Source organism: Variovorax sp. OK212 (genome assembly GCF_900112425.1).
GTDB lineage: Bacteria > Pseudomonadota > Gammaproteobacteria > Burkholderiales > Burkholderiaceae_C > Variovorax.
In genome coordinates this window covers 648,462-668,433 of sequence record NZ_FOLP01000003.1, presented here as the reverse complement: position 1 = coordinate 668,433, position 19,972 = coordinate 648,462, and the positions used below count along the sequence as shown (strand labels likewise).

General features: G+C 68.7%; 18 protein-coding genes. 10 read left to right on the top strand and 8 right to left on the bottom strand.

Annotation, left to right across the window (positions count from 1 at the left end; translation table 11 throughout):
• Positions 1 to 18: 18 nt before the first annotated feature.
• From BM004_RS13490 to BM004_RS13475, 4 genes are all read right to left on the bottom strand, one after another.
• Positions 19 to 711, bottom strand: a complete 693-nt coding sequence (locus tag BM004_RS13490; protein ID WP_093121520.1) for a P-loop NTPase family protein — start codon at positions 709 to 711, stop codon at positions 19 to 21.
• Positions 712 to 816: 105 nt separating this feature from the next.
• A complete protein-coding gene (locus BM004_RS13485) occupies positions 817 to 2,109 on the bottom strand; it encodes a type II toxin-antitoxin system HipA family toxin (RefSeq protein WP_093213950.1) in 1,293 nt (430 codons plus the stop codon).
• Positions 2,106 to 2,429: a helix-turn-helix domain-containing protein gene (locus tag BM004_RS13480; RefSeq protein ID WP_093121526.1), complete on the bottom strand. Its 324-nt coding sequence runs from the start codon at positions 2,427 to 2,429 to the stop codon at positions 2,106 to 2,108. Before BM004_RS13480 ends, BM004_RS13485 begins: the two co-directional genes overlap by 4 nt.
• A gap of 101 nt (positions 2,430 to 2,530) precedes the next feature.
• Positions 2,531 to 3,289, bottom strand: coding sequence for a hypothetical protein (locus tag BM004_RS13475; RefSeq protein ID WP_093121528.1), 759 nt, complete (start codon positions 3,287 to 3,289; stop codon positions 2,531 to 2,533).
• Positions 3,290 to 3,403: 114 nt separating this feature from the next.
• Between BM004_RS13475 and smc the strand changes: the two genes are divergently transcribed.
• The 5 genes from smc (at position 3,404) to def (ending at position 11,304) form a co-directional block, all read left to right on the top strand.
• Complete coding sequence (smc, locus tag BM004_RS13470; RefSeq protein WP_093213947.1) at positions 3,404 to 6,919, top strand: chromosome segregation protein SMC; 3,516 nt, start codon at positions 3,404 to 3,406, stop codon at positions 6,917 to 6,919.
• A gap of 13 nt (positions 6,920 to 6,932) precedes the next feature.
• Positions 6,933 to 8,036, top strand: coding sequence for a cell division protein ZipA C-terminal FtsZ-binding domain-containing protein (locus BM004_RS13465; protein WP_093121533.1), 1,104 nt, complete (start codon positions 6,933 to 6,935; stop codon positions 8,034 to 8,036).
• Between the two features lie 23 nt (positions 8,037 to 8,059).
• Entirely contained in the window at positions 8,060 to 10,156 is a 2,097-nt protein-coding gene (gene ligA / locus BM004_RS13460; RefSeq protein WP_093213945.1) for an NAD-dependent DNA ligase LigA, read from the top strand.
• Between the two features lie 114 nt (positions 10,157 to 10,270).
• Entirely contained in the window at positions 10,271 to 10,711 is a 441-nt protein-coding gene (locus BM004_RS13455; RefSeq protein WP_093121539.1) for a hypothetical protein, read from the top strand.
• A gap of 53 nt (positions 10,712 to 10,764) precedes the next feature.
• The gene (def, locus tag BM004_RS13450) at positions 10,765 to 11,304 is read left to right on the top strand and encodes a peptide deformylase (RefSeq protein WP_093213933.1); all 540 of its coding nucleotides are present in this window, start codon (positions 10,765 to 10,767) and stop codon (positions 11,302 to 11,304) included.
• Positions 11,305 to 11,310: 6 nt separating this feature from the next.
• On the opposite strand, the gene BM004_RS13445 is transcribed toward def, so the two are convergent.
• A complete protein-coding gene (locus tag BM004_RS13445) occupies positions 11,311 to 11,706 on the bottom strand; it encodes a DoxX family protein (RefSeq protein WP_093121544.1) in 396 nt (131 codons plus the stop codon).
• A 162-nt stretch (positions 11,707 to 11,868) separates the two neighbouring features.
• On the opposite strand from BM004_RS13445, the gene BM004_RS13440 reads away from it, so the two are divergent.
• The 4 genes from BM004_RS13440 (at position 11,869) to BM004_RS13425 (ending at position 16,579) form a co-directional block, all read left to right on the top strand.
• On the top strand, positions 11,869 to 12,903 hold the full coding sequence (locus BM004_RS13440) for an amino acid ABC transporter substrate-binding protein (protein WP_093213930.1): 1,035 nt from the start codon (positions 11,869 to 11,871) through the stop codon (positions 12,901 to 12,903).
• A complete protein-coding gene (locus tag BM004_RS13435; protein ID WP_093121550.1) occupies positions 12,900 to 13,898 on the top strand; it encodes an amino acid ABC transporter permease in 999 nt (332 codons plus the stop codon). The genes BM004_RS13440 and BM004_RS13435 overlap by 4 nt, the downstream gene beginning before the upstream one ends.
• Positions 13,895 to 14,950, top strand: a complete 1,056-nt coding sequence (locus BM004_RS13430) for an amino acid ABC transporter permease (RefSeq protein WP_093213928.1) — start codon at positions 13,895 to 13,897, stop codon at positions 14,948 to 14,950. The genes BM004_RS13435 and BM004_RS13430 overlap by 4 nt, the downstream gene beginning before the upstream one ends.
• A 267-nt stretch (positions 14,951 to 15,217) precedes the next feature.
• Positions 15,218 to 16,579, top strand: coding sequence for a homoserine dehydrogenase (locus BM004_RS13425; RefSeq protein ID WP_093213925.1), 1,362 nt, complete (start codon positions 15,218 to 15,220; stop codon positions 16,577 to 16,579).
• Positions 16,580 to 16,616: 37 nt separating this feature from the next.
• Here the strand turns inward: BM004_RS13425 and BM004_RS13420 are convergent, their stop codons facing one another.
• The 3 genes from BM004_RS13420 to BM004_RS13410 are packed head-to-tail and all read right to left on the bottom strand — an operon-like array spanning position 16,617 to position 19,376.
• The gene (locus tag BM004_RS13420) at positions 16,617 to 17,015 is read right to left on the bottom strand and encodes a PPC domain-containing DNA-binding protein (protein WP_093213922.1); all 399 of its coding nucleotides are present in this window, start codon (positions 17,013 to 17,015) and stop codon (positions 16,617 to 16,619) included.
• A 7-nt stretch (positions 17,016 to 17,022) separates the two neighbouring features.
• Positions 17,023 to 18,696 carry a phosphoglucomutase (alpha-D-glucose-1,6-bisphosphate-dependent) gene (pgm, locus tag BM004_RS13415; protein ID WP_093213920.1) on the bottom strand — a complete coding sequence of 558 codons (1,674 nt, stop codon included), beginning with the start codon at positions 18,694 to 18,696 and terminating at the stop codon, positions 17,023 to 17,025.
• Positions 18,693 to 19,376, bottom strand: coding sequence for an HAD family hydrolase (locus tag BM004_RS13410; protein WP_093214129.1), 684 nt, complete (start codon positions 19,374 to 19,376; stop codon positions 18,693 to 18,695). The genes pgm and BM004_RS13410 overlap by 4 nt, the downstream gene beginning before the upstream one ends.
• Positions 19,377 to 19,556: 180 nt before the next feature.
• Here BM004_RS13410 and BM004_RS13405 point away from each other — a divergent pair, with 180 nt between their 5' ends.
• Positions 19,557 to 19,907 carry a hypothetical protein gene (locus BM004_RS13405; protein ID WP_093121564.1) on the top strand — a complete coding sequence of 117 codons (351 nt, stop codon included), beginning with the start codon at positions 19,557 to 19,559 and terminating at the stop codon, positions 19,905 to 19,907.
• Positions 19,908 to 19,972: the final 65 nt, after the last annotated feature.

Below are 19,972 nucleotides of genomic sequence, written 5' to 3'. Positions count from 1 at the left end.
CCTCGAAGATTCACAGCGTCACAGCGGCAAGGTGTCGAACGCCGCGTAGGCCGTGGCCAGCCACGACTTCACGCGCTGGCGCTCCAGCAGTCCCAGGGCATGCGCGCCTTCGCGGTCGTTCACGGCCTTCCAGAAGCTCGTGTTCTGCGCATCGATCTTGCGCATGCTCGCGTCGTGCAGGCGCGGCAGGGCGATCACGCGCGCCCCGTTCGCCGTCGCCTTGGAGAGCGACTGCGAGCCCAGCAGCATGCCGAAGTCGCTGCCGCGGCCGTAGTTCTGCACCACGATGTAGTTGGGCCGGTTGCCGAAGGTGTCGATCAGCGTGCCGAGCAGGTCGGTCGAGTCCTTGCCGTCGTCCAGCACATGCCAGAAGTTGACCGTGACGCCGATCTCGGCGAACACGTCGAACAGGTCCGATTCCTTGATCCAGCGCGACAGCGGCGCCAGCGTCTGCGCCGCGAGGTCGACGATCACGCTTTGCTGCGGGTTGGTCTCGAAGCCGTTGACCACGGTGTCGAGGCCTTCGAAGCTGTCGACCACCACGGGCGAGGCGAAGCCTTCGTAGAAGCGCGTGAACGAGCTGTGCGAGCGGTCGGTGTCGAAGCCCACGAACGGCCGGCTGTGGTCGATGAAGTATTGCGCCAGCACGCGTGCCGTGACCGACTTGCCGACACCGCCTTTTTCGCCGCCGATGAAATTGATGGAGCTCATGAGTTGCTGCTGCCTCGAATGGGTTGAGGGGTGGAGGGCCGGATCATTCTAGGGGTGTGATTTTTCGGATGCGCCTTGATCAGGCTTCGATCGGGCTTCAATGGGTTATTTGCCCCGCTTGCGCATCGACTGCAGCAAGGGATGTGCCTGCAAGCGCTGCTGCAGCCGTTTCTTCCACGGCGCGGGCAGGGTCGAGGCGTCGATCATCGCGGGCCATTTTTCGCGTGCGAGCCGCGCGGTGTCCGCGACGATGCGGCGCACCAGCGGCTCGTGCAGCCCGGTCGAGAAACAGAAGGCGCGCATGTTGGCCGGCGTGAACAGGGCCACCCGCCTGGCCGTGCTGGAAGCGGCGGGCAGCAGCGGCAGCGCGTGGCCTTCCACCCCTTGCAGCGCGGCATAGGCCACGATGTCGTAGGCCGGCGCCAGGCGTGGCGCGACGCCGTCGGGGTACAGCACCCCGAAGTTCTTCAGGTGGGCGTCGGGGTTGCCGAGCAGGTCGTTCACCACGAGCCGCCGCACGAGTTCGAGCACCGCTTCGTCGCCCAGCGACGGGAAGGCGCGCATGGCCAGCGCCATGTCGAGGTAGCTCGCGCCGTACTTGCGCATCGGGTCGATCGCCAGCACCTGCGCGAAGTCTTCGAAGTGGATGCGGCGCGCGCCGTCGCGGTCGAAGCGCGTGACCGCCAGGAATTCGGGCTCGTCGGGCAGCGCATAGCTGTGCTCCGCGGCAATGGCCGACAGCGGGGCGAGTTCGGCATGGCACACCTCGACGCCCGCCGCGCCCGCCATCTGCAGCGACAGCATCTCGAGCTGCGGCATGTGCGGCCGCCCGGCCACCGGCAGCTTGGCGATGACGCGCGTGCTGGCGCCGGCACGCGTGCGCGCCACGTAGCGCCCACCCTGGCGGCGCAGGCCGAGCTTGGGCTGCACGCCCGACACCGAGATGCCCTGCGGCAGCGGCAGCTCGACCACCGACATCTCCAGCGCGTCCTGGTCCTGCGTGATGAGCCGTTGCAGCGTGCCGCGGTCGACCGTCACCGGCCTGGCGCTCACCGCGCCGGGCAGGTCGCCGCCGCAGGCCGCGAGCAGTTCGAAATGGTCGTTCTCCAGGCAGCCGCGCAACTGCGCGATGTGGCTGCGCAGCACGCCCTCGGGCAGCAGGTTCTGGAAGAAGCTGGGCAACTGGCCGCCCTGGGCGTTGAACAGCGGGTTCTTGACGTCGCTCCACAGCGCCGACTGGGCGGCCGGGTCGCTCGCCACCATGGAGAGCGACAGCACCTCGGCCGGCGGGTTGGCGACCAACTCGGGTTCGGCGACGAAGCGGCACAGGTCGGCGTACTGGAACAGCTTGCCGAAGCGCCTGGCGCCAAGCGCGATCTCGAGGATCTTGACGTTCATGACGAGGACGGCGGGGGACGCCGCTTGGCGTACGGCGGGGAGGGCGCCTGCGCCACCGCATGGCCGATGCGCGTGGTCACCGGGCGGTAGCCGGGGTCGGTGGCCGTGGTTTCGCCGAAGCCCTTGGGCGCGAGCTGCAGCTCGAGCCCGAGCGCGTCGACCAGCGCCAGCAGCGACGACAGCTGCGGGTTGCCGCGCAGGCTCAAGGCGTTGCGCACCGAACGCTCGGTGAGCCCCGAGCGCAGCGCGATCTCGGCATTCGAGATGCCGGCGGCCTCGCGGCGCGCGGTCAGGGCGGTGATGAGGGCTTGCTTGTCCACGGAAATATATTACCGCAAATGGCAATTTCGGAAATAGCTTTCCGCAACTGACGGTGTGCCATTTCGCTTCGCGCGGGCTTCACGGACTCACGGGCCCGGGCTTACTTGGGCACCAGCGTGAAGAAGGGCATGACCACGCCCATCACCCAGTTCTGCCCGAAGTCGAGGGCCGCGCGGCGGTATTTCTCGTCGGCCTGCGCGGCCAGCAGGTCGAGCCGCGCCACCACCTTCGACAGTTCGCGGTCGGCCACGAGGTTGCGGCCGCGGTCGCTGATCTCGGTGGCCAGCAGCAGCGGCTGGCCGTCGGGGCCGGTCTTGGAGGAGATGAGCCAGAGCGAAATCTCGAAGTTGCGCGCGGCCCGGAAGCTGTTCTCGGCGTTCACGCCGTCGACCATGGTCTGGTCCCAGGTGTCGCCGTTGGCCTGCTTGAGCATGCTGGTCCAGCCGTATACCAGCGCGGCCACGCGGTCGCCCTGGTAGCCCTGCGGGCCGGTGTCGAAGGCCAGGCGGATCGCGTCGATGCCGGTGGCGCCCTTGAGTTCGGGCAGCGGCGGGCCCTTGAGCACGGCGTCCCAGGCGCGCTGGGTGGCTTCGTCCATGCTGGCCGCCGACTTGCGCCATTCGCGCGGGTTGCGCTTGTACAGCGTGCTCTGCACGCGCCGCACCGACTGCAGGTTGTCGCGCAACGACAGGTTGGCGATGCGGTTGGCGCCGGATTGCAGCCACTCCTGGTTGTTGTAGGGCTCGGCACGCTGGGTGTCGTGCATCGACGAGCAGCCTGCAAGACCGAGCAGCGCAGCCATGCCCGCCAGCAGGCAGCCACGTCGAATGGCGAGGGGAGAAACCGGGGAATCGCTCATGCCCTGACGTTATCATCCACGGCTGGGGCGGCGGCCTGCTGCAAGCTGCAGGCCCGTGCAATTTTCCTTACAAATCAATACCTTGGCGCTACAGCCAAGCCAGGCCGACAAGTCGTGCGTCTTAATTCCATCAAGCTCTCGGGCTTCAAGTCGTTCGCCGAACCCACCAACTTCCTGCTGCCGGGGCAACTGGTCGGGGTGGTCGGGCCCAACGGTTGCGGCAAGTCGAACATCATGGATGCGGTTCGCTGGGTGCTCGGCGAATCGCGCGCGTCGGAGCTGCGCGGCGAGTCGATGCAGGACGTGATCTTCAACGGCACGACCACGCGCAAGCAGGCCAGCCGCTCGAGCGTGGAACTGGTGTTCGACAACGCCGACCACCGCGCCGGCGGCCAGTGGAACCAGTTCAACGAAATCGCGGTGCGCCGCGTGCTCACGCGCGACGGCACGAGCAGCTACTACATCAACAACCAGCCGGTGCGCCGGCGCGACGTGCAGGACGTGTTCCTGGGCACGGGCCTCGGCCCGCGGGCCTACGCCATCATCGGCCAGGGCACGATCAGCCGGATCATCGAATCGAAGCCCGAAGAGCTGCGCCTGTTCCTGGAAGAAGCCGCGGGCGTCTCCAAGTACAAGGAGCGCCGCCGCGAAACCGAGAACCGCCTGGGCGACACGCGCGAGAACCTCACGCGGGTCGAGGACATTCTTCGCGAGCTCAACGCCAACCTCGAGAAGCTCGAAAAGCAGGCCGAGGTGGCCGCGCGCTACAACACGCTGCAGGGCGACGCCACGAAGAAGCAGCACCAGCTGTGGTTTCTGAAGCGCAGCGAAAGCAACGCGGACCAGGCCAAGATCAAGAACGACTCCGAGAAGGCCATCAACGACCTGGAGTCGCGCACGGCCGACCTGCGCCACATCGAAGCCGAGCTCGAAACCGTGCGCCAGGCCCACTACGGCGCCGGCGACACCGTCAACCAGGCGCAGGGCAAGCTCTACGAGGCCAGCGCCGAAGTCGGCCGGCTCGAAGGCGAGATCCGCTTCGTGGTCGAGGGCCGCCAGCGCGTCGAACAGCGCCTGGTGCAGTTGCGCGAGCAGATGGGCCAGTGGGGCCGCCGCCGCGAGGAAGCCGAAGCCGAGATCGAGACGCTGGCCGGTGCCGGCGTGGACGCCGAGGAGCAGGCCATTCTGCTGGCCGCGCAGCTCGAGGAACACGACGCGCGCATGCCCGATCTGGAAGAGGCCGTGCAGCGCGCCCAGGGCGAGGCCAACGCCCAGCGCACGACCGTGTCGCAGGTGCAGCAGCAGATCCAGGTGCTGGCCGCCGACCAGCGCAACATCGAGGAACAAAGCCGCCAGCTCACGCAGCGCAGCGAACGCCTGCGCGCCGACCAGAACGCGCTGGCCGCGCCCGACGAAGCCCGCCTGCTCGACATGCAGGAGCAGCACGCCGCCGCGCAGGAGGCCGCCAGCGAAGCCGATGCGCGCCTGCAGGAACTGCAGGAAACCGTGCCGCAGCTCGACGACGACCGCCGCACGAAGCAGCAGGCCGTCAACACCGAAGGCGCGCGCCACGCCGAGTTCTCTGCCCGCCTCGAAGCGCTGCGCGCGCTGCAGGAAAAGGTCAAGACCGACGGCAAGCTCGCGCCCTGGCTCGCCAAGCACGGCCTGGACGGCCTGCAGGGCCTGTGGAGCCGCATCCACATCGAGCAGGGCTGGGAGAGCGCGCTCGAATCCGCGCTGCGCGAACGCCTGGGCGCGCTCGAGGTCAGCCGCCTGGAGATGGTGCGTGCCTTCGGCAACGACGCGCCGCCCGCCAAGCTCGCCTTCTACAGCCCGCCCGCTGCCGGCGTGCCCGAAGGCACGGCCGCGCTGCCGCGCCTGTCGGCCCTGCTGCGGCTGAACGACGCCGGCCAGCAGGCCCTGCTGACCGACTGGCTGCACGGCTGCTACACCGCCGCGAGCTTCGAGGAAGCACTGGCCGCGCGTGCCACGCTGCAGCCCGGTGAAATGATCTACGTGCAGAGCGGCCATGCCGTCTCCGCGCACAGCGTCAACTTCTACGCACCCGATTCCGAACAGGCCGGCCTGCTGGCCCGCCAGCAGGAAATGGAAAACCTGGAGCGCCAGCTGCGCGCCCAGACGCTCATCAACGAAGACGCGCGCACCGCGCTGATCCGCGCCGAGGCCGCCTACGGCGACGCCGCGCAACGCCTGGTGACCGCACGCCGCGAGGCCGCTGAAACCCAATCGCGCGCGCACGAGCTGCAGGTCGAGACGCTGCGCATGACGCAGCTGGCCGAACAGACCCGCGCCCGCAGCGAGCAACTGGCCAACGACCTCGGCGAGGTCGACGCCCAGCTCGAGGAACTGCAGGAGCGCCGCATGGCCGCCGAAGGCCGTTTCGAAGAGCTCGACATGCAACTGGCCGACAGCCAGGAGCGCCATGCACAGCTCGACGAGCGCGTCATCGACGCCGGACGCGCGCTGAACGCGAGCCGCGAACAGCACCGCAGCCTCGAGCGCCAGGCGCAGGAAGCCACCTTCTCGCAGCGCACGCTCGAAGCCCGCCGGGGCGAGCTGAACCGCTCCATCGAAACCGCGGCGCAGCAGGTGGTGTCGCTCACCGACGAAGACGAGCGTGCCCGCGCCGAACTGGGCCGGCTCTCCGACGCCGCCGCGCAAGCCGGCCTGCAGGACGCGCTGGCGCTCAAGCTCGAACGCGAAGCCGCGCTGGGCTCGGCGCGCAGCCAGTACGACGACCTCACGCTCAAGCTGCGCGCCAGCGACGAGCGCCGCCTGCAGCTCGAGCGCGAACTCGATCCGCTGCGCCAGCGCATCACCGAATTCCAGCTCAAGGAACAGGCCGCACGCCTGGGCGTGGAGCAATACCAGCAACTGCTGGACGATGCCGGTGCCGACCTCGAGGCCATCGAGCAGTCGATCGAGACCGACAAGGTCAAGCTCACGGGGCTGCAAAGCGAAATCGACCGCCTCAACCGCGAAGTGGTCGCGCTCGGCGCGGTGAACCTGGCCGCGCTCGACGAACTGGCCATTGCCAGCGAGCGCAAGACTTTCCTCGACGCACAGTCGGCCGACCTGAACGAAGCCATCGGCACGCTCGAAGACGCCATCCGCAAGATCGACGGCGAAACGCGTGAACTGCTGGGCGGCACCTTCAAGATCGTCAACGACCACTTCAGCCGCATGTTCCCGGAGCTCTTCGGCGGCGGCAATGCCAAGCTGATGATGACGGGCGACGAGATCCTCGACTCCGGCGTGCAGGTGATGGCGCAGCCACCCGGCAAGAAGAACCAGACCATCCACCTGCTGTCGGGCGGCGAGAAGGCGCTCACGGCCATTGCGCTCGTGTTCGCAATCTTCCAGCTCAACCCGGCGCCTTTCTGTCTGCTCGACGAAGTGGACGCGCCGCTGGACGACGCGAACACCGAGCGCTATGCCAAACTCGTGACCGCCATGAGCCGCGAAACCCAGTTCCTCTTCATCAGCCACAACAAGATCGCCATGGAAATGGCCGAGCAACTGATCGGCGTGACGATGCAGGAGCAGGGCGTGTCGCGCATCGTGGCGGTCGACATGGAGTCGGCGGTCTCGATGGTCGAAGCCGCTTGAGCCGCGCGGCACCATGAGCAATCTCACCCTTGCCCTGGCCATCCTCGGTGGCCTCGTTCTCGCGGCCGTCGTCGCCTTCAACACGCTGATGTCGCGCCGCAACGCGCCGCGCCAGCCCGACGCGGTCGACATCGCGCTGGACGAAGCCGAGCGCGCCATGTCGGCGTCGGGCGGCGACGGGGAGCCACGGCTGCACGTCGACCCGAACCAGGTCTCGAGCGCCGACCGCCACGAACCCCTGTTCGACCCCGACCTGCCGGCACCCAGTGGCGTGCCCGTGCCCACGGGCGACCGTCGCGGCGGGCTCGACCCGCTGATCGACGTGATCGCGCCGATCTCGCTCGACGGCCTGGCCTCGGGCGACGCCGCCATCGCCGCCATGCCGCCGACCCGGCGCGCGGGCAGCAAGCCGGTGGCCATCGAAGGCCTGAACGAACACAACGGCCAGTGGGAGCCGCCGGTGGCCGGCCAGCGCTACAGCGCGTTCCAGGTCGGCGTGCAGCTGGCCAACCGCACCGGCGCGCTCAACGAGATCGAATACTCCGAGTTCGTGGTCAAGGCGCAGGCCTTCGCCGACGCCGTGAACGGCGCACCCGAATTCCCCGAGATGCTCGACGAAGTGGCGCGTGCGCGCGAGCTCGACCAGTTCGCCAGTGCGCATGACGCGCAACTGGGCTTCGTGCTGCGCGCGCTGCATGCGGCCTGGAGCCCCGGCTACGTGCAGCAGAACGCCGCGCGGCTGGGCTTCGTGGCCGGCATCATTCCGGGGCGCATGGTGCTGCCGACCAGCGAGGCCGGCCTGCCGCCGATCCTCGGGCTGGCCTTCGACACGCAGGCCGCGCTGGCCGACGACCCGGCCCAGTCGGCCATCCGCGAGCTCAGCCTGAGCCTGGACGTGCCGCAGGTCGACCGCGGCGAGCAGCCCTTCGACCGCATGCGCGAGATCGCCGCCACGCTGGCGCGCGAGATGGACGGCGTGGTCACCGACAGCGACGGCCAGCTGCTGCGCGAGGAGACCATGGACGTCATCGGCACCGACCTCGAGCAGCTCTACGACACGCTCGACGCGCGCGACCTGGCGGCGGGCTCGCCGCTGGCACGGCGCCTCTTCAGCTAACTCCGATTTTCGGGAGATACCCCATGACGACGCGCGACGAAGCGGCACGCGAAGCCGCCGCACTGAGCGAACAGCTCCACCGGCACGCCCATCTCTACTACGTGCTCGACACGCCCGAACTGCCGGACGCCGAATACGACAAGCTGTTCCAGCGCCTGCAGGCCATCGAGACCGAGTTTCCCGACCTGCGCACGCCCGATTCGCCGACGCAGCGCGTGGGCGGCAAGGTGCTCGACGGCTTCACCAAGGTGCGCCACAAGGTGCCGATGCTGTCGATTCGCACCGAGACCGACATCACGCCCGGCGGCGCGAGCGCCTTCGATGCGCGCGTGCGCAAGGAGCTGGGGCTGGCTGAAGACGGCCCGCAGGTCTCGTACGTCTGCGAGCTGAAGTTCGACGGCCTGGCCATGAACCTGCGCTACGAGCACGGCGTGCTGGTGCAGGCCGCCACGCGCGGCGACGGCGAGGTGGGCGAAGAGGTCACGCAGAACATCCGCACGGTGCGCGAGATTCCGTTGCGCCTGAGCGGCCAGGCGCCGCCCGTGGTCGAGGTGCGCGGCGAGGTCTACATGAAGCGCGCCGACTTCGATGCGCTGAACGAGCGCCAGCGCCAGAAGATCGCGGACGGGCAGAAGAACGAGAAGGTGTTCGTCAATCCGCGCAATGCGGCCGCCGGCGCGGTGCGCCAACTGGACCCGGCGATTGCCGCGGCGCGGCCGCTGAGCTTCTTTGCCTATGGCTTGGGCGAGGTCACGCCAGCGGCCGAAGGCGGGCCCGACTGCCCGACGCAGTTCGACTGGCTGCAGCAGTTTCATGCATGGGGCTTTCCGGTCGCCACGCAGACCGCACGTGCGACTGGCGCTATCGAACTGATAGCGTTCCATGAAAACATCGGCCGCCAGCGCGACGCCTTGCCGTACGACATCGACGGCGTGGTCTACAAGGTCGACAGCATCGAGCTGCAGCGCCAACTGGGCTTTGTTTCGCGCGAACCGCGCTGGGCCGTGGCCCACAAGTACCCGGCGCAGGAGCAACTGACCGAGGTGCTCGGCATCGAGATCCAGGTCGGGCGCACCGGCAAGCTCACGCCGGTGGCCAAGCTGGCGCCGGTGTTCGTCGGCGGCGTGACCGTGACCAACGCCACGCTGCACAACGAAGACGAGGCGCGCCGCAAGGATGTGCGCGTGGGCGACACGGTGATCGTGCGCCGTGCCGGCGACGTGATTCCCGAAGTGGTGGGCGTGGTGCCCGAAAGCCTCGCCAAGCCCGAGGGCGAGCGCGGCGCGCAGTTCACCATGCCGCACAAGTGCCCCGTGTGCGACTCGGAGGCCGTGCGCGAAGAGGGCGAGGTCGACTACCGCTGCACCGGCGGCCTGTTCTGCGCGGCGCAGCGCAAGGAAGCCATCCTGCACTTCGCGGCCCGGCGCGCGGTCGAGGTCGAAGGGCTGGGCGACAAGCTGGTCGAGCAGTTGGTCGACGCCAACCTGATCCGCACCTTGCCCGACCTCTACAAGCTGGGGTTCACCACGCTGGCAGGGCTGGATCGCATGGCCGAGAAGTCGGCCAAGAACCTGGTCGATGCGCTCGAAGCCTCGAAGAAGACCACGCTGCCGCGCTTTCTGTTCGGCCTGGGCATTCGCCATGTGGGCGAGAGCACCGCGAAGGAACTGGCCAGGCATTTCGGCAAGCTCGACGCGATCATGGACGCGAGCGAAGAGCAGTTGCTCGAGGTGAACGATGTCGGTCCGGTGGTTGCGCAAAGCCTGCGCACCTTCTTCGACCAACCGCACAACCGCGAGGTGGTCGAGCAGTTGCGCGCCTGCGGACTGACGTGGGAAGAGGGCGAGCCCGCCGTGCGCGCGCCGAAGCCGCTGGCGGGCCTGACCTTCGTGATCACCGGTACCCTTCCTACGCTGGGCCGCGACGAGGCGAAGGATAAATTGGAGGCAGCCGGCGCGAAGGTGTCCGGCTCCGTCAGCAAGAAGACCCATTACCTCGTGGCCGGCGAAGAGGCCGGGAGCAAGCTCGACAAGGCCCGCGAGAACGGCGTCGAGGTGATCGACGAGGCGCGTATGCTGGAGATCCTTGCCCACGGTATCCCGCCCGCCGGGGAACCCTGAGGCAGCGCCGGGGTCTTCTCTTTACCTGCCGTTACGCGACTTCACCGGAGCGCAGTCAACAGGGTCTACAACCTGGCGTTGAACGATAACTGAAGGCCACAAGGAGAGTCCCTCATGCAAAAAATTCGAGTTCTTGGTGCCTGCGTTGCACTCGGCGGCGTTGCGCTGCTGACGGGCTGCGTGGGTGTTCCCGGCGATCCGTACTACGCGGGCGGCTACAACGGGGGCTATTCGTCGGGGCCTTACTACAGCGAACCGGCACCGGTGGTCGTGGCGCCTGCGCCGGTGTACATCAACGGCGGCGGTTACTACGAACGTGAGCGCCGCCCGTACTACGGCGATCGTCCTTACTACGGCCGCCCGGGTTATCCGGCGGTGCGTCCGGGCTATCCGGCGGGTCGCCCACCGAACTGGAACGGCGGTGGCCGGCCGCCGGTCGTGGCACCAGGGGGCCGTCCACCGGTGGCCGTGCTGCCGGGTGCGCAACCCGCCCAGCCGCGCGGCAATGCGCGCCTGTGGACCTCGCCCGACTCCAAGGGACAGACGCCTCCCTGATTGATCTGATCGCTTGGCAAGCGGGCGCGTGAGGCTGTCGCGATAATCCCGCCATGGCCATCCGCGACATTCTCAAGATGGGCGACCCCCGGCTGCTGCGCATCGCGCAGCCGGTCGCCGCCTTCGACACCGACGAACTGCACCTGCTGGTGCGCGACATGTTCGAGACCATGCATGCGGTCAACGGCGCCGGCCTCGCGGCGCCGCAGATCGGCTTGGACCAGCAGCTGGTGATCTTCGGCACCGACATCGTCAACCCCCGCTACCCCGACGCGCCGCCGGTGCCCCGCACCGTGCTGCTGAACCCCGTGATCACGCCCCTGGGCGACGAGGAGGAAGAGGGCTGGGAAGGGTGTCTTTCGGTGCCGGGCCTGCGCGGCGTGGTGCCGCGCTTCGCCAACATCCGCTATACCGGGTTCGACCCGTACGGCGACCCGATCGACCGGGTCGCCACCGGCTTTCATGCGCGCGTGGTGCAGCATGAAGTCGATCACCTGCTGGGCAAGCTGTACCCGATGCGGGTGCGCGATTTCTCGCGCTTCGGCTACACCGAGGTCCTGTTCCCGGGCCTCGACGCCGCCGACGACGATTGAGCCGGATCAGTTGTACTTGCTGCTGAGCGCGAAGCGGCCTCCGCCCATGAAGGCGAGGGCGAGCGCCGCGAACAGGAACATGCCTTGCAGTTCCAGCGCCCAGCCGCCTTGCTTGCCGAGCGAGGTCAGGTCCTTCGCGTGGACCAGTGCAAAGGCCACGAGCATGTTGATGGCCACGATCCACGCGGCCGGGCGGGTATACAGCCCGATGATCAGCAGCACGGGCGCCACCACTTCACCGATGTAGACCAGGTAGGCCAGCGCGCCCGGCAGCCCGTGCTGGGCCAGCATGCCGGAGATGAAGCCGACGCCGCCTTGCAGCTTGGCAATGCCGTGCAGCAGGATCAGGACGCCAAGCGAAACGCGCAGGATGAACTTGCCGGTGTCGTCGGATTTGACCATTTGTGTAGATTCCAGTGGAAGTGTTGAGAGGGCCGTATGGTAGTGAAACTGCGGTGCTTCCAGTCACTTCCTGCGACGCATATGCATCCAACCCGGAGTTCTTTGGCGGAGTCCGGCGTCGGCCCGTACACTGCCTTTTGCTTACTGTTGAGGAGAACACCCATGAACAAACGATTCCGCCCGGCCTTGCTCGCTGCCGCTTCCGTCGTCGCGCTTGCCGCCGCCGCCCCGGCCTTCGCCGGCAAGACGCTCGACGCGGTCAAGCAGCGCGGCACCGTGAAATGCGGCGTGACCAACGGCGTGGCGGGCTTCTCCGCGCCGGACACGCAGGGCAACTGGTCGGGCCTGGACGTCGACACCTGCCGCGCCATTGCCGCGGCCGTGCTGGGCGACGGCAAGAAGGTCGACTTCGTGCCGCTCAACTCGCAGCAGCGCTTCTCGGCCCTGCAGGCCGGCGAGATCGACATCCTGGCGCGCAACACCACCTGGACGCTCACCCGCGATGCTTCGCTGGGCTTCAACTTCACCACCATCACCTACTACGACGGCCAGGGCTTCCTGGTGCCGAAGAAGCTCAAGGTGACGAGCGCCAAGCAGCTGAAGAACGCGACCATCTGCACGCAGTCGGGCACCACCAACGAGAAGAACGTGTCGGACTACTTCCGCGCGCAGGGCATCCCGGTGAAGACCGTGGTGTTCGACAGCTTCGAGGCCTCGTTCAAGGCCTTCTTCTCGGGCCGCTGCCAGGCCTTCACGACCGACGCCTCGGCGCTGGCCGGCCTGCGCAACAAGGAAGCGCCGAACCCCGACGACTACCTGATCCTGCCCGAGCTGATCTCCAAGGAGCCGCTCGCGCCGCTGGTGCGCCGCGGCGACGACGAGTGGTTCGCTATTGCCAAGTGGGTGCCTAACGCGCTCATCGAGGCCGAGGAATTCGGCGTCACGCAGGCCAATGCCGACGAGCTCAAGGCCAACAGCAAGGACCCGGCGCAGCAACGCCTGGTCGGCACCGGTGAAGACCTCGGCAAGCTGCTGGGCCTGGACAAGGACTGGTCGTTCCGCGCGATCAAGGCCGTGGGCAACTACGGCGAGATGTTCGAGCGCAACGTCGGGCCGAAGTCGGTGCTGAAGCTGCCACGCGGCTCGAACAACCTCTGGAGCAAGGGCGGCCTGATCTACGCACCCCCGGTTCGATGAACGGCGGGGCCTCGCGCCGCGGGGTCTGGCTGGCGTGGGCCGTCCAGGCGGCGCTGGTGCTGGCCGTGGTGGCCGGCGCAATCTGGGTGGTCCACCATGCGCTCGAGGTGCTGCGCGCGCGCGGGGTTCGCTCGGGCTTCGACTTTCTCACCGAGCCCGCGGGCTTTTCGATCAGCGAAGGCTGGCTCGACTTCGACGCGAGCCAGCCTTCCTGGCGTGCGTTTCTCGCAGGGCTGATCAACACGGTGCGCGCGGCGGTGCCGGCTGCCATCTTCTCGGTGGTGCTCGGCACGCTGATCGGCATCGGCCGGCTCGCGCCTCACGTGCTGCTGCGCGGCATCTGCACCGCATACGTGGAACTGCTGCGCAACGTGCCGCTGCTGGTGCAGTTGCTGATGCTGGCCTTCGCCATGGCCAACCTGCTGCCCGACCCGACCGAGCCCGTGCGGCTGTTGCCGGGCGTGTGGCTGAGCAAGGGCGGACTGAGCGTGCCGTGGCCCGTGGCGGGTGAGGGCGGCTGGTGGCCCACGCATTTCGAATGGCCCGAGCGCGGTGATTTCGGCGTGACCGGCGGCGCCGCGCTGAGCCCCGAGTACGTGACCATCGTCGCGGGGCTGAGCTTCTACTCGGCCGCGTTCGTGGCGGAAATCGTGCGCGCGGGCATCCTGTCGGTGTCGCAGGGACAGGTGCTGGCGGGGCAGGCACTGGGGCTGTCGTCGGTGCAGCAGTTGCGCATCGTGATCCTGCCGCAGGCGCTGCGGGTGATCGTGCCTTCGCTCACCAACCAGTTGCTGAGCCTCACCAAGAATTCGTCGCTGGCGGTGGCCGTGGGCTATCCGGAACTGGTGTCGGTGGCCAACACCACCATCGGCTCGAACGGCCGCGCCTTCGAGTGCATCGCGATCATCATGGCGGTCTACCTGCTGCTGTCGCTGCTGATCTCCTTCGGCATGAACCGCTACAACGCGCGTGTCGCGCTGCGAGGCTGGCAATGAGGCGCATCGCACAGGGCCCGATCGCGTGGCGCAGCGAGCTCTGGGGTTCGCCGCTGCGCTCGCTGGCCACGGTGCTGCTGCTGGCGCTGCTTGCATGGGGCGGGTTCCATGCGGTGGAGTGGGGCGTCGTGCATGCGGTGTTCCGGCCCGACGCCGAGGCCTGCCGCGCGGTGCAGCACGGGGCCTGCTGGGGCGTGGTGGCCGAGAAGTGGCGGCCGATGCTGTTCGGGCGTTTTCCGTACGAGGAGCAATGGCGCCCGGCCATCGCGGTGGTCGTGCTGTCCGCCGTGACGGTGCTCAGTGCCTGGCCGCGCAGCTGGCGCTGGTGGCTGGTGCCGCTGTGGGCCGTGGCGCTGCTGCTGTTCGTGCTGCTGATGCGCGGCGGCGTGCTCGGCCTGGCGCATGTGCCGACCAGCCGATGGGGCGGCCTGCCGCTGACCATCGGGCTGGCGGTGGTCGGGCTGGCGCTGGCCTTTCCGCTCGCGCTGCTGCTGGCGCTGGGGCGGCGCTCGGGTTGGCCGATGGTGCGCACGCTGAGCGCGAGCTACATCGAACTGGTGCGCGGCGTGCCGCTGATCTCGGTGCTGTTCATGGCCTCGTTCCTGCTGCCGCTGTTGTGGCCCGCGGGCTGGCAGCCCGACGTGCTGGTGCGCGTGCTGGCCGGGCTTACGCTGTTCGTGGCCGCGTACCTGGCCGAGATCATCCGCGGTGGCCTGCAGGCCGTGCCACGCGGGCAGACCGAGGTGGCGATGGCGCTGGGCTTCGGCCGCTGGCCGGTGCAGCGCGACATCGTGCTGCCGCAGGCGCTGCGCCTGGTCGTGCCCGCGCTGACCAACAGCGTGGTCGGCACGCTGAAGGACACCTCGCTGGTCACCGTGGTCGGCCTGTTCGAGCTGACGGGCGCGCTGGGCCTGGCGCTGGGCGGCGACCCGACGTGGCGGCCGTTCTACCTCGAGGGCTACCTGTTCATCGCGGCGGTCTACTGGGTGCTGTGCTTCGGGTTGTCGCGCTACAGCGTGTGGCTCGAAAAACGGCTGTCGGCCGCGCCCTGAGCCCGATGCGGCCGGCCTCCTGTACACTCCGCCCCTTCATGTCCAGCCACTTCCACCCCGCATCCAACGCAGCCCTGATGGGCCGCATGATGCCGCCTGCTTCCGTGCAGGCGATGGTTGTTGCTCGAATGATTACCACCATTACCACCGCGGCCACCTAGCACGCGCAGGTGGCCGTTTCGGCAGCCACCTGGTGTATCGCTCTCTCCCCGAACGAATGAACCCAGCTCTGGCAGCTGGGTTTTCTTTTTTCGTCAGGAGATGTCCATGTACCGCGATCCCGTTGAATCCCTCGAGCCCTTGCACAGCCGCCCCGCGGTGAACCGCACCCTGCGCGTGGGGATGATCGGCATCGGCACCGTCGGCTCGGGCACCTTCACGGTGCTGGCGCGCAACCAGGCCGACATCGCGGCCCGCGCCGGCCGCCCGATCGAACTGGTGATCGTCGCGGCGCGCAACCTGGCGCGCGCGGCCGGCGTCGTGGGAGACAGCGTCGCGCTCACGGCCGACGCCATGCAGGTGGCCACGCATCCCGACGTCGACGTGGTGGTGGAAGTGGCCGGCGGCACCGGTGCGGCGCGCGACTGGGTGCTGGCCGCCATCGCGCACGGCAAGCACGTGGTCACGGCCAACAAGGCGCTGCTGGCCGTGCACGGCACCGAGATCTTCGCCGCCGCGCGCGAGAAGGGCGTGGCCGTGGCCTACGAAGGCGCGGTGGCCGTGAGCATCCCGATCATCAAGGCGCTGCGCGAAGGCCTGGCGGCCAACCGCATCGAATGGGTGGCCGGCATCATCAACGGCACCACCAATTTCATTCTCAGCAAGATGCGCGACGAAGGCCTCGACTTCGCCGCCGCGCTGGCCCAGGCACAGGCGCTCGGCTATGCCGAGGCCGACCCCACCTTCGACATCGAAGGCATCGACGCCGCCCACAAGCTGACCCTGCTCGCCGCCAACGCCTTCGGCATGCCGCTGCGTTTTGCCGATGCGCAGATCGAAGGCATCACCGCCCTGCAGGGTGTGGATGTGGCCTGTGCCGAGCAGCTGGGCTTTCGCATCAAGCTGCTGGGCGTGGCGCGCCGGCAGGCGGCCGGCGTCGAGCTGCGCGTGCAGCCGGTGCTGGTGCCGGCCGACCACCTCATGGCCCATGTGAAGGGCTCGATGAACGCCGTCATGGTCAAGAGCGACGCGGCCGGCCTCACGATGTACTACGGCGCGGGCGCCGGCTCCGAGCAGACGGCCTCCGCCGTGATCGCCGACCTGGTGGACGTGGCACGCCTCGACGGCGTCGATGCCGCACGCCACGTGCCGCACCTCGGCGTGCATGCGCACGCGACCAATGCACTGGCCGTGCTGCCGCGCGCCGCCGTGCACACCTCGCACTACCTGCGCGTGCCGGTCACCGCCGTCAGCCACATCCAGGCGGTGACGGCCTGCCTTGCGGAGCAGCGCGTGCCCGTGCGGCAGGTCGCGCTGGCGGACGAGAAAGCCGGCGCAGGCGCGCAGGTGCTGGTGCTGACCGGTCCGGTGGAGCAGGGCACGCTCGACCTGGCCGTGCATGCGCTGCAGGCGCGCGCCGAGGTGGCGGGTGCGGTGGTCACGCTGCGCGTGGAGTCGCTGGAAGCCTGAGCGTCAGGGAGTCATGGCGTCAGGACTTCTGGAGCACTCAGCGAAGCTGGCGCGGCGCGAGTTCGGCGTAGCCGGTGAGCGGGTCGTGCGTGCGCGCGAGCCGCCAGCCGGGCAGCACCGCAACCAGGATCTCGGCCGTGGTGCGAACCGCGCAGCCGGGCGCCGCATGCCCGCCGAACACCTTGCCTTGCGCGTCCGACACGCTGATGTGAATGTGCGAACCGTCCGGCGACAGGCTGCCCGCCAGCGTGAGGATCTCCAGGTCGCCCTCGATGCGCGCCGGCAACTCGGCGCCCGCGAACCGCAGGCTCGCCCCACGCAGGCTGCCGATGCCCGACACCACGAACGCCGCCTCGGCGCCGCCTTGCGTCAACGCGAGGTCGAGCGCCGCGCGCAGGTCGTCGCCGGGGTTCAGCCGCAGCACCAGCGTTTGCATGGCGCGTTCAGCTGCCGGAGAGCGCCCCATCGACCACCTGCTGCGCCTCCTCGAGGATGCGCGCCAGGTGGTCCTTGCCCTTGAAGCTCTCGCCGTAGATCTTGTAGATGTTCTCCGTGCCCGACGGCCGGGCCGCGAACCAGCCGTTCTTGGTGGCCACCTTCACGCCGCCGATGGCCGCGCCGTTGCCCGGCGCGTGGCTCAGCACGTTGACGATCTTGTCGCCCGCCAGCTCGGTCGAGCGGATCTGCGCCGGCGACAGGCTCGACAGCCGCTTCTTCTGCTCGACCGTGGCCGCCGCGTCCACCCGGTCGGACACCGGCTGGCCCAGCGCCTGCGTGAGCTCGGCGTAGCGCTCGCCCGGGTCGCGCCCGGTGCGCGCGGCGATCTCGGCCGAGAGCAGGGCGGGCACCATGCCGTCCTTGTCGGTGGTCCACACCGAGCCGTCCTTGCGCAGGAAGGTCGCACCGGCGCTCTCTTCGCCGCCGAAGGCCAGCGAGGCGTCGACCAGCCCGTCGACGAACCACTTGAAGCCCACCGGCACCTCGTACAGCTTGCGCCCGAGCCGCGCGGCGACGCGGTCGATCATCTGGCTGCTCACCACCGTCTTGCCGACGGCCGCCTGCGCGGGCCACTGCGGGCGGTGCGTGTAGAGGTAGTCGATCATCACCGCGAGGTAGCTGTTGGGCTGCATCAGCCCCGTGCTGCCCGCCACGATGCCGTGGCGGTCGTGGTCGGTGTCGCAGGCAAAGGCAATGCCGAAGCGGTCCTTCAACTCGATCAGCTTGTGCATCGCGTCGGGCGACGAGGGGTCCATGCGGATGCGGCCGTCCCAGTCGAGCGACATGAAGCGGAAGGTCGGGTCGACCTCGCGGCTCAGCACGGTCAGGCGCGAGAGCTTGTAGCGCTCGGCAATGGCAGGCCAGTAGTTCACGCCCGCGCCGCCCAGCGGGTCGACGCCCACGTCGATGTTCACGCCGCGAATGGCGTCCATGTCGAGCACCTGGGCCAGGTCTTCGACGTAGGTGTTCAGGTAGTCGTGCCGGTGCGTGGTCGAGGCGCGCAAAGCCTGCGCGAGCGGCATGCGCTTCACGCCCTCGAGGTTGTTGGCCAGCATCCTGTTGGCCGCGGCCTCCACGGCCGAGGTGATGTCGGTGCCCGCCGGGCCGCCGTTGGGCGGGTTGTACTTGAAGCCGCCGCTTTCGGGCGGGTTGTGCGAGGGCGTGATGACGATGCCGTCGGCCAACCCTCCGGTGGCGCTCGTCCGGCCGCGGTTGTAGACCAGGATCGCGTGCGACACGGCCGGCGTGGGCGTGTACTCGTCGTCCTTCGAGAGCATCAGCTCCACGCCGTTGGCCGCGAGCACCTCCACCGCGCTGTTGAAGGCCGGCGTCGACAGCGCATGCGTGTCGATGCCCAGGAACAGCGGACCGTCGATGCCGTTCTGCTTGCGGTAGTCGCAGATGGCCTGGCTGATGGCCAGCACGTGCCATTCGTTGAACGCGTCGTCGAACGACGAGCCGCGGTGCCCCGAGGTGCCGAAGGCCACGCGCTGGCTCGGCACCGACGGGTCGGGCCGGCCGGTGTAGTAGGCGGAGATCAGGCGCGGCACGTTGACCAGCAGGTCGATCGGCGCGGGTTGGCCGGGCTTGGCCGCGAGGGAGGAGGTGGCTTGGCTCATGTCGATGGAAACTCGAAGTTGATCAGGTCGCCGATGCGTTCGATGGTGATGTCGGCGGGGGCGTAGGCAGCAATGGCCTGCGTGTCCAGCGCATAGTGCCCTTGCCGCACGAAGACCGTCGTCAGACGCGGCCCCCAGATGGCCTTCATGGCCGAAAGTATGCGCAGCTTGTCGTCGATCATCACGTAATGCCTGGCCGGGTGGCACGCCTCGACGGCGTCGAGCATCTGTTCCTTGTGCACGTAGATCAGCACGCGGCCCTCGGTGGCGTCCCACAGGCCCGAGCGCTGCACCTTGCGCGGCTGGAACACCACGTCGCCGTCGGACAGGATCACCGTCGGGCCGTGGCGGCGCAGGTGCTTCAGCGCCTCCAGCGCACCGGGGTAGAGCCGGTCGGTGAAGGGGTAGTCGATGAGAAAGCTCGACATCAGCAGCAGGCGCGAGTCGCTCATGCCGCGGCGGCTTTGCTCGGCGCGGTAGCGCTGCAGGGCGCCGAGGTAGTCGACGTAGCCGAGCTCGCTGCGCAACTGCTCGAAGGCGCTCCAGTAGCGGTTGGCGCTGTCGGCGCCGAAGGCGTCCTCGAGGTGGGTGCGAAGGTCGGCGATGACCCGGTCGTTGTCGAGCAGGGTGTTGTCGACGTCGATCAGGAAAACGGTGGAGGCAGGCTGCTGCGGGGTCATGGAATGTGCGGCCGGTGGGCCGGGGCTGCGCGCGTCGCTTTCAGCATACGCCTCGAACATGGGCCGACGCCGCACGCAACGTGAATTAGTTGATGCGCCGACGGCCGCTGCCTTAACCTGCGGCCCGTGGCACGCGCGAAGTTGACTAAGCTTGCGCCCAGTTTCAAGGAGCAAGAACCCATGCACATGACGAACGGCCGGCAACGATGGCGCTTGCCCCTCGCCACCCTGGCCCTGCTTTCCCTGCTGGCGGGCTGCCAGTCGCCGCCGAAGGACCGTCCGCTCACCTCCGAGGTGCCCGAGCCGCCGAGCTTCGCCGCGCCGCCCGAGACCTGCCAGGCCGCCGCCGCGCGCTTCGGGCTGGGTTTGCGGGCCAACCAGCAGCTGCTGGAAGAAATGCGCCAGCGCGCCGGTGCCCGCGCCGCGCGCACCGTGCTGGCCACCGACGTGGCCGACCCGGCGCAGGACATGATGCGGTTGAACGTGCAGGTCGAGCCCTCGGGGCGCGTCGTCGGTGCGTACTGTGGCTAGCCGGAGGGCGTTTGGCCGGCCGAAAGGCCATCGCGGGAGCTGGTAAGCGCCTGCGTGCATGCACT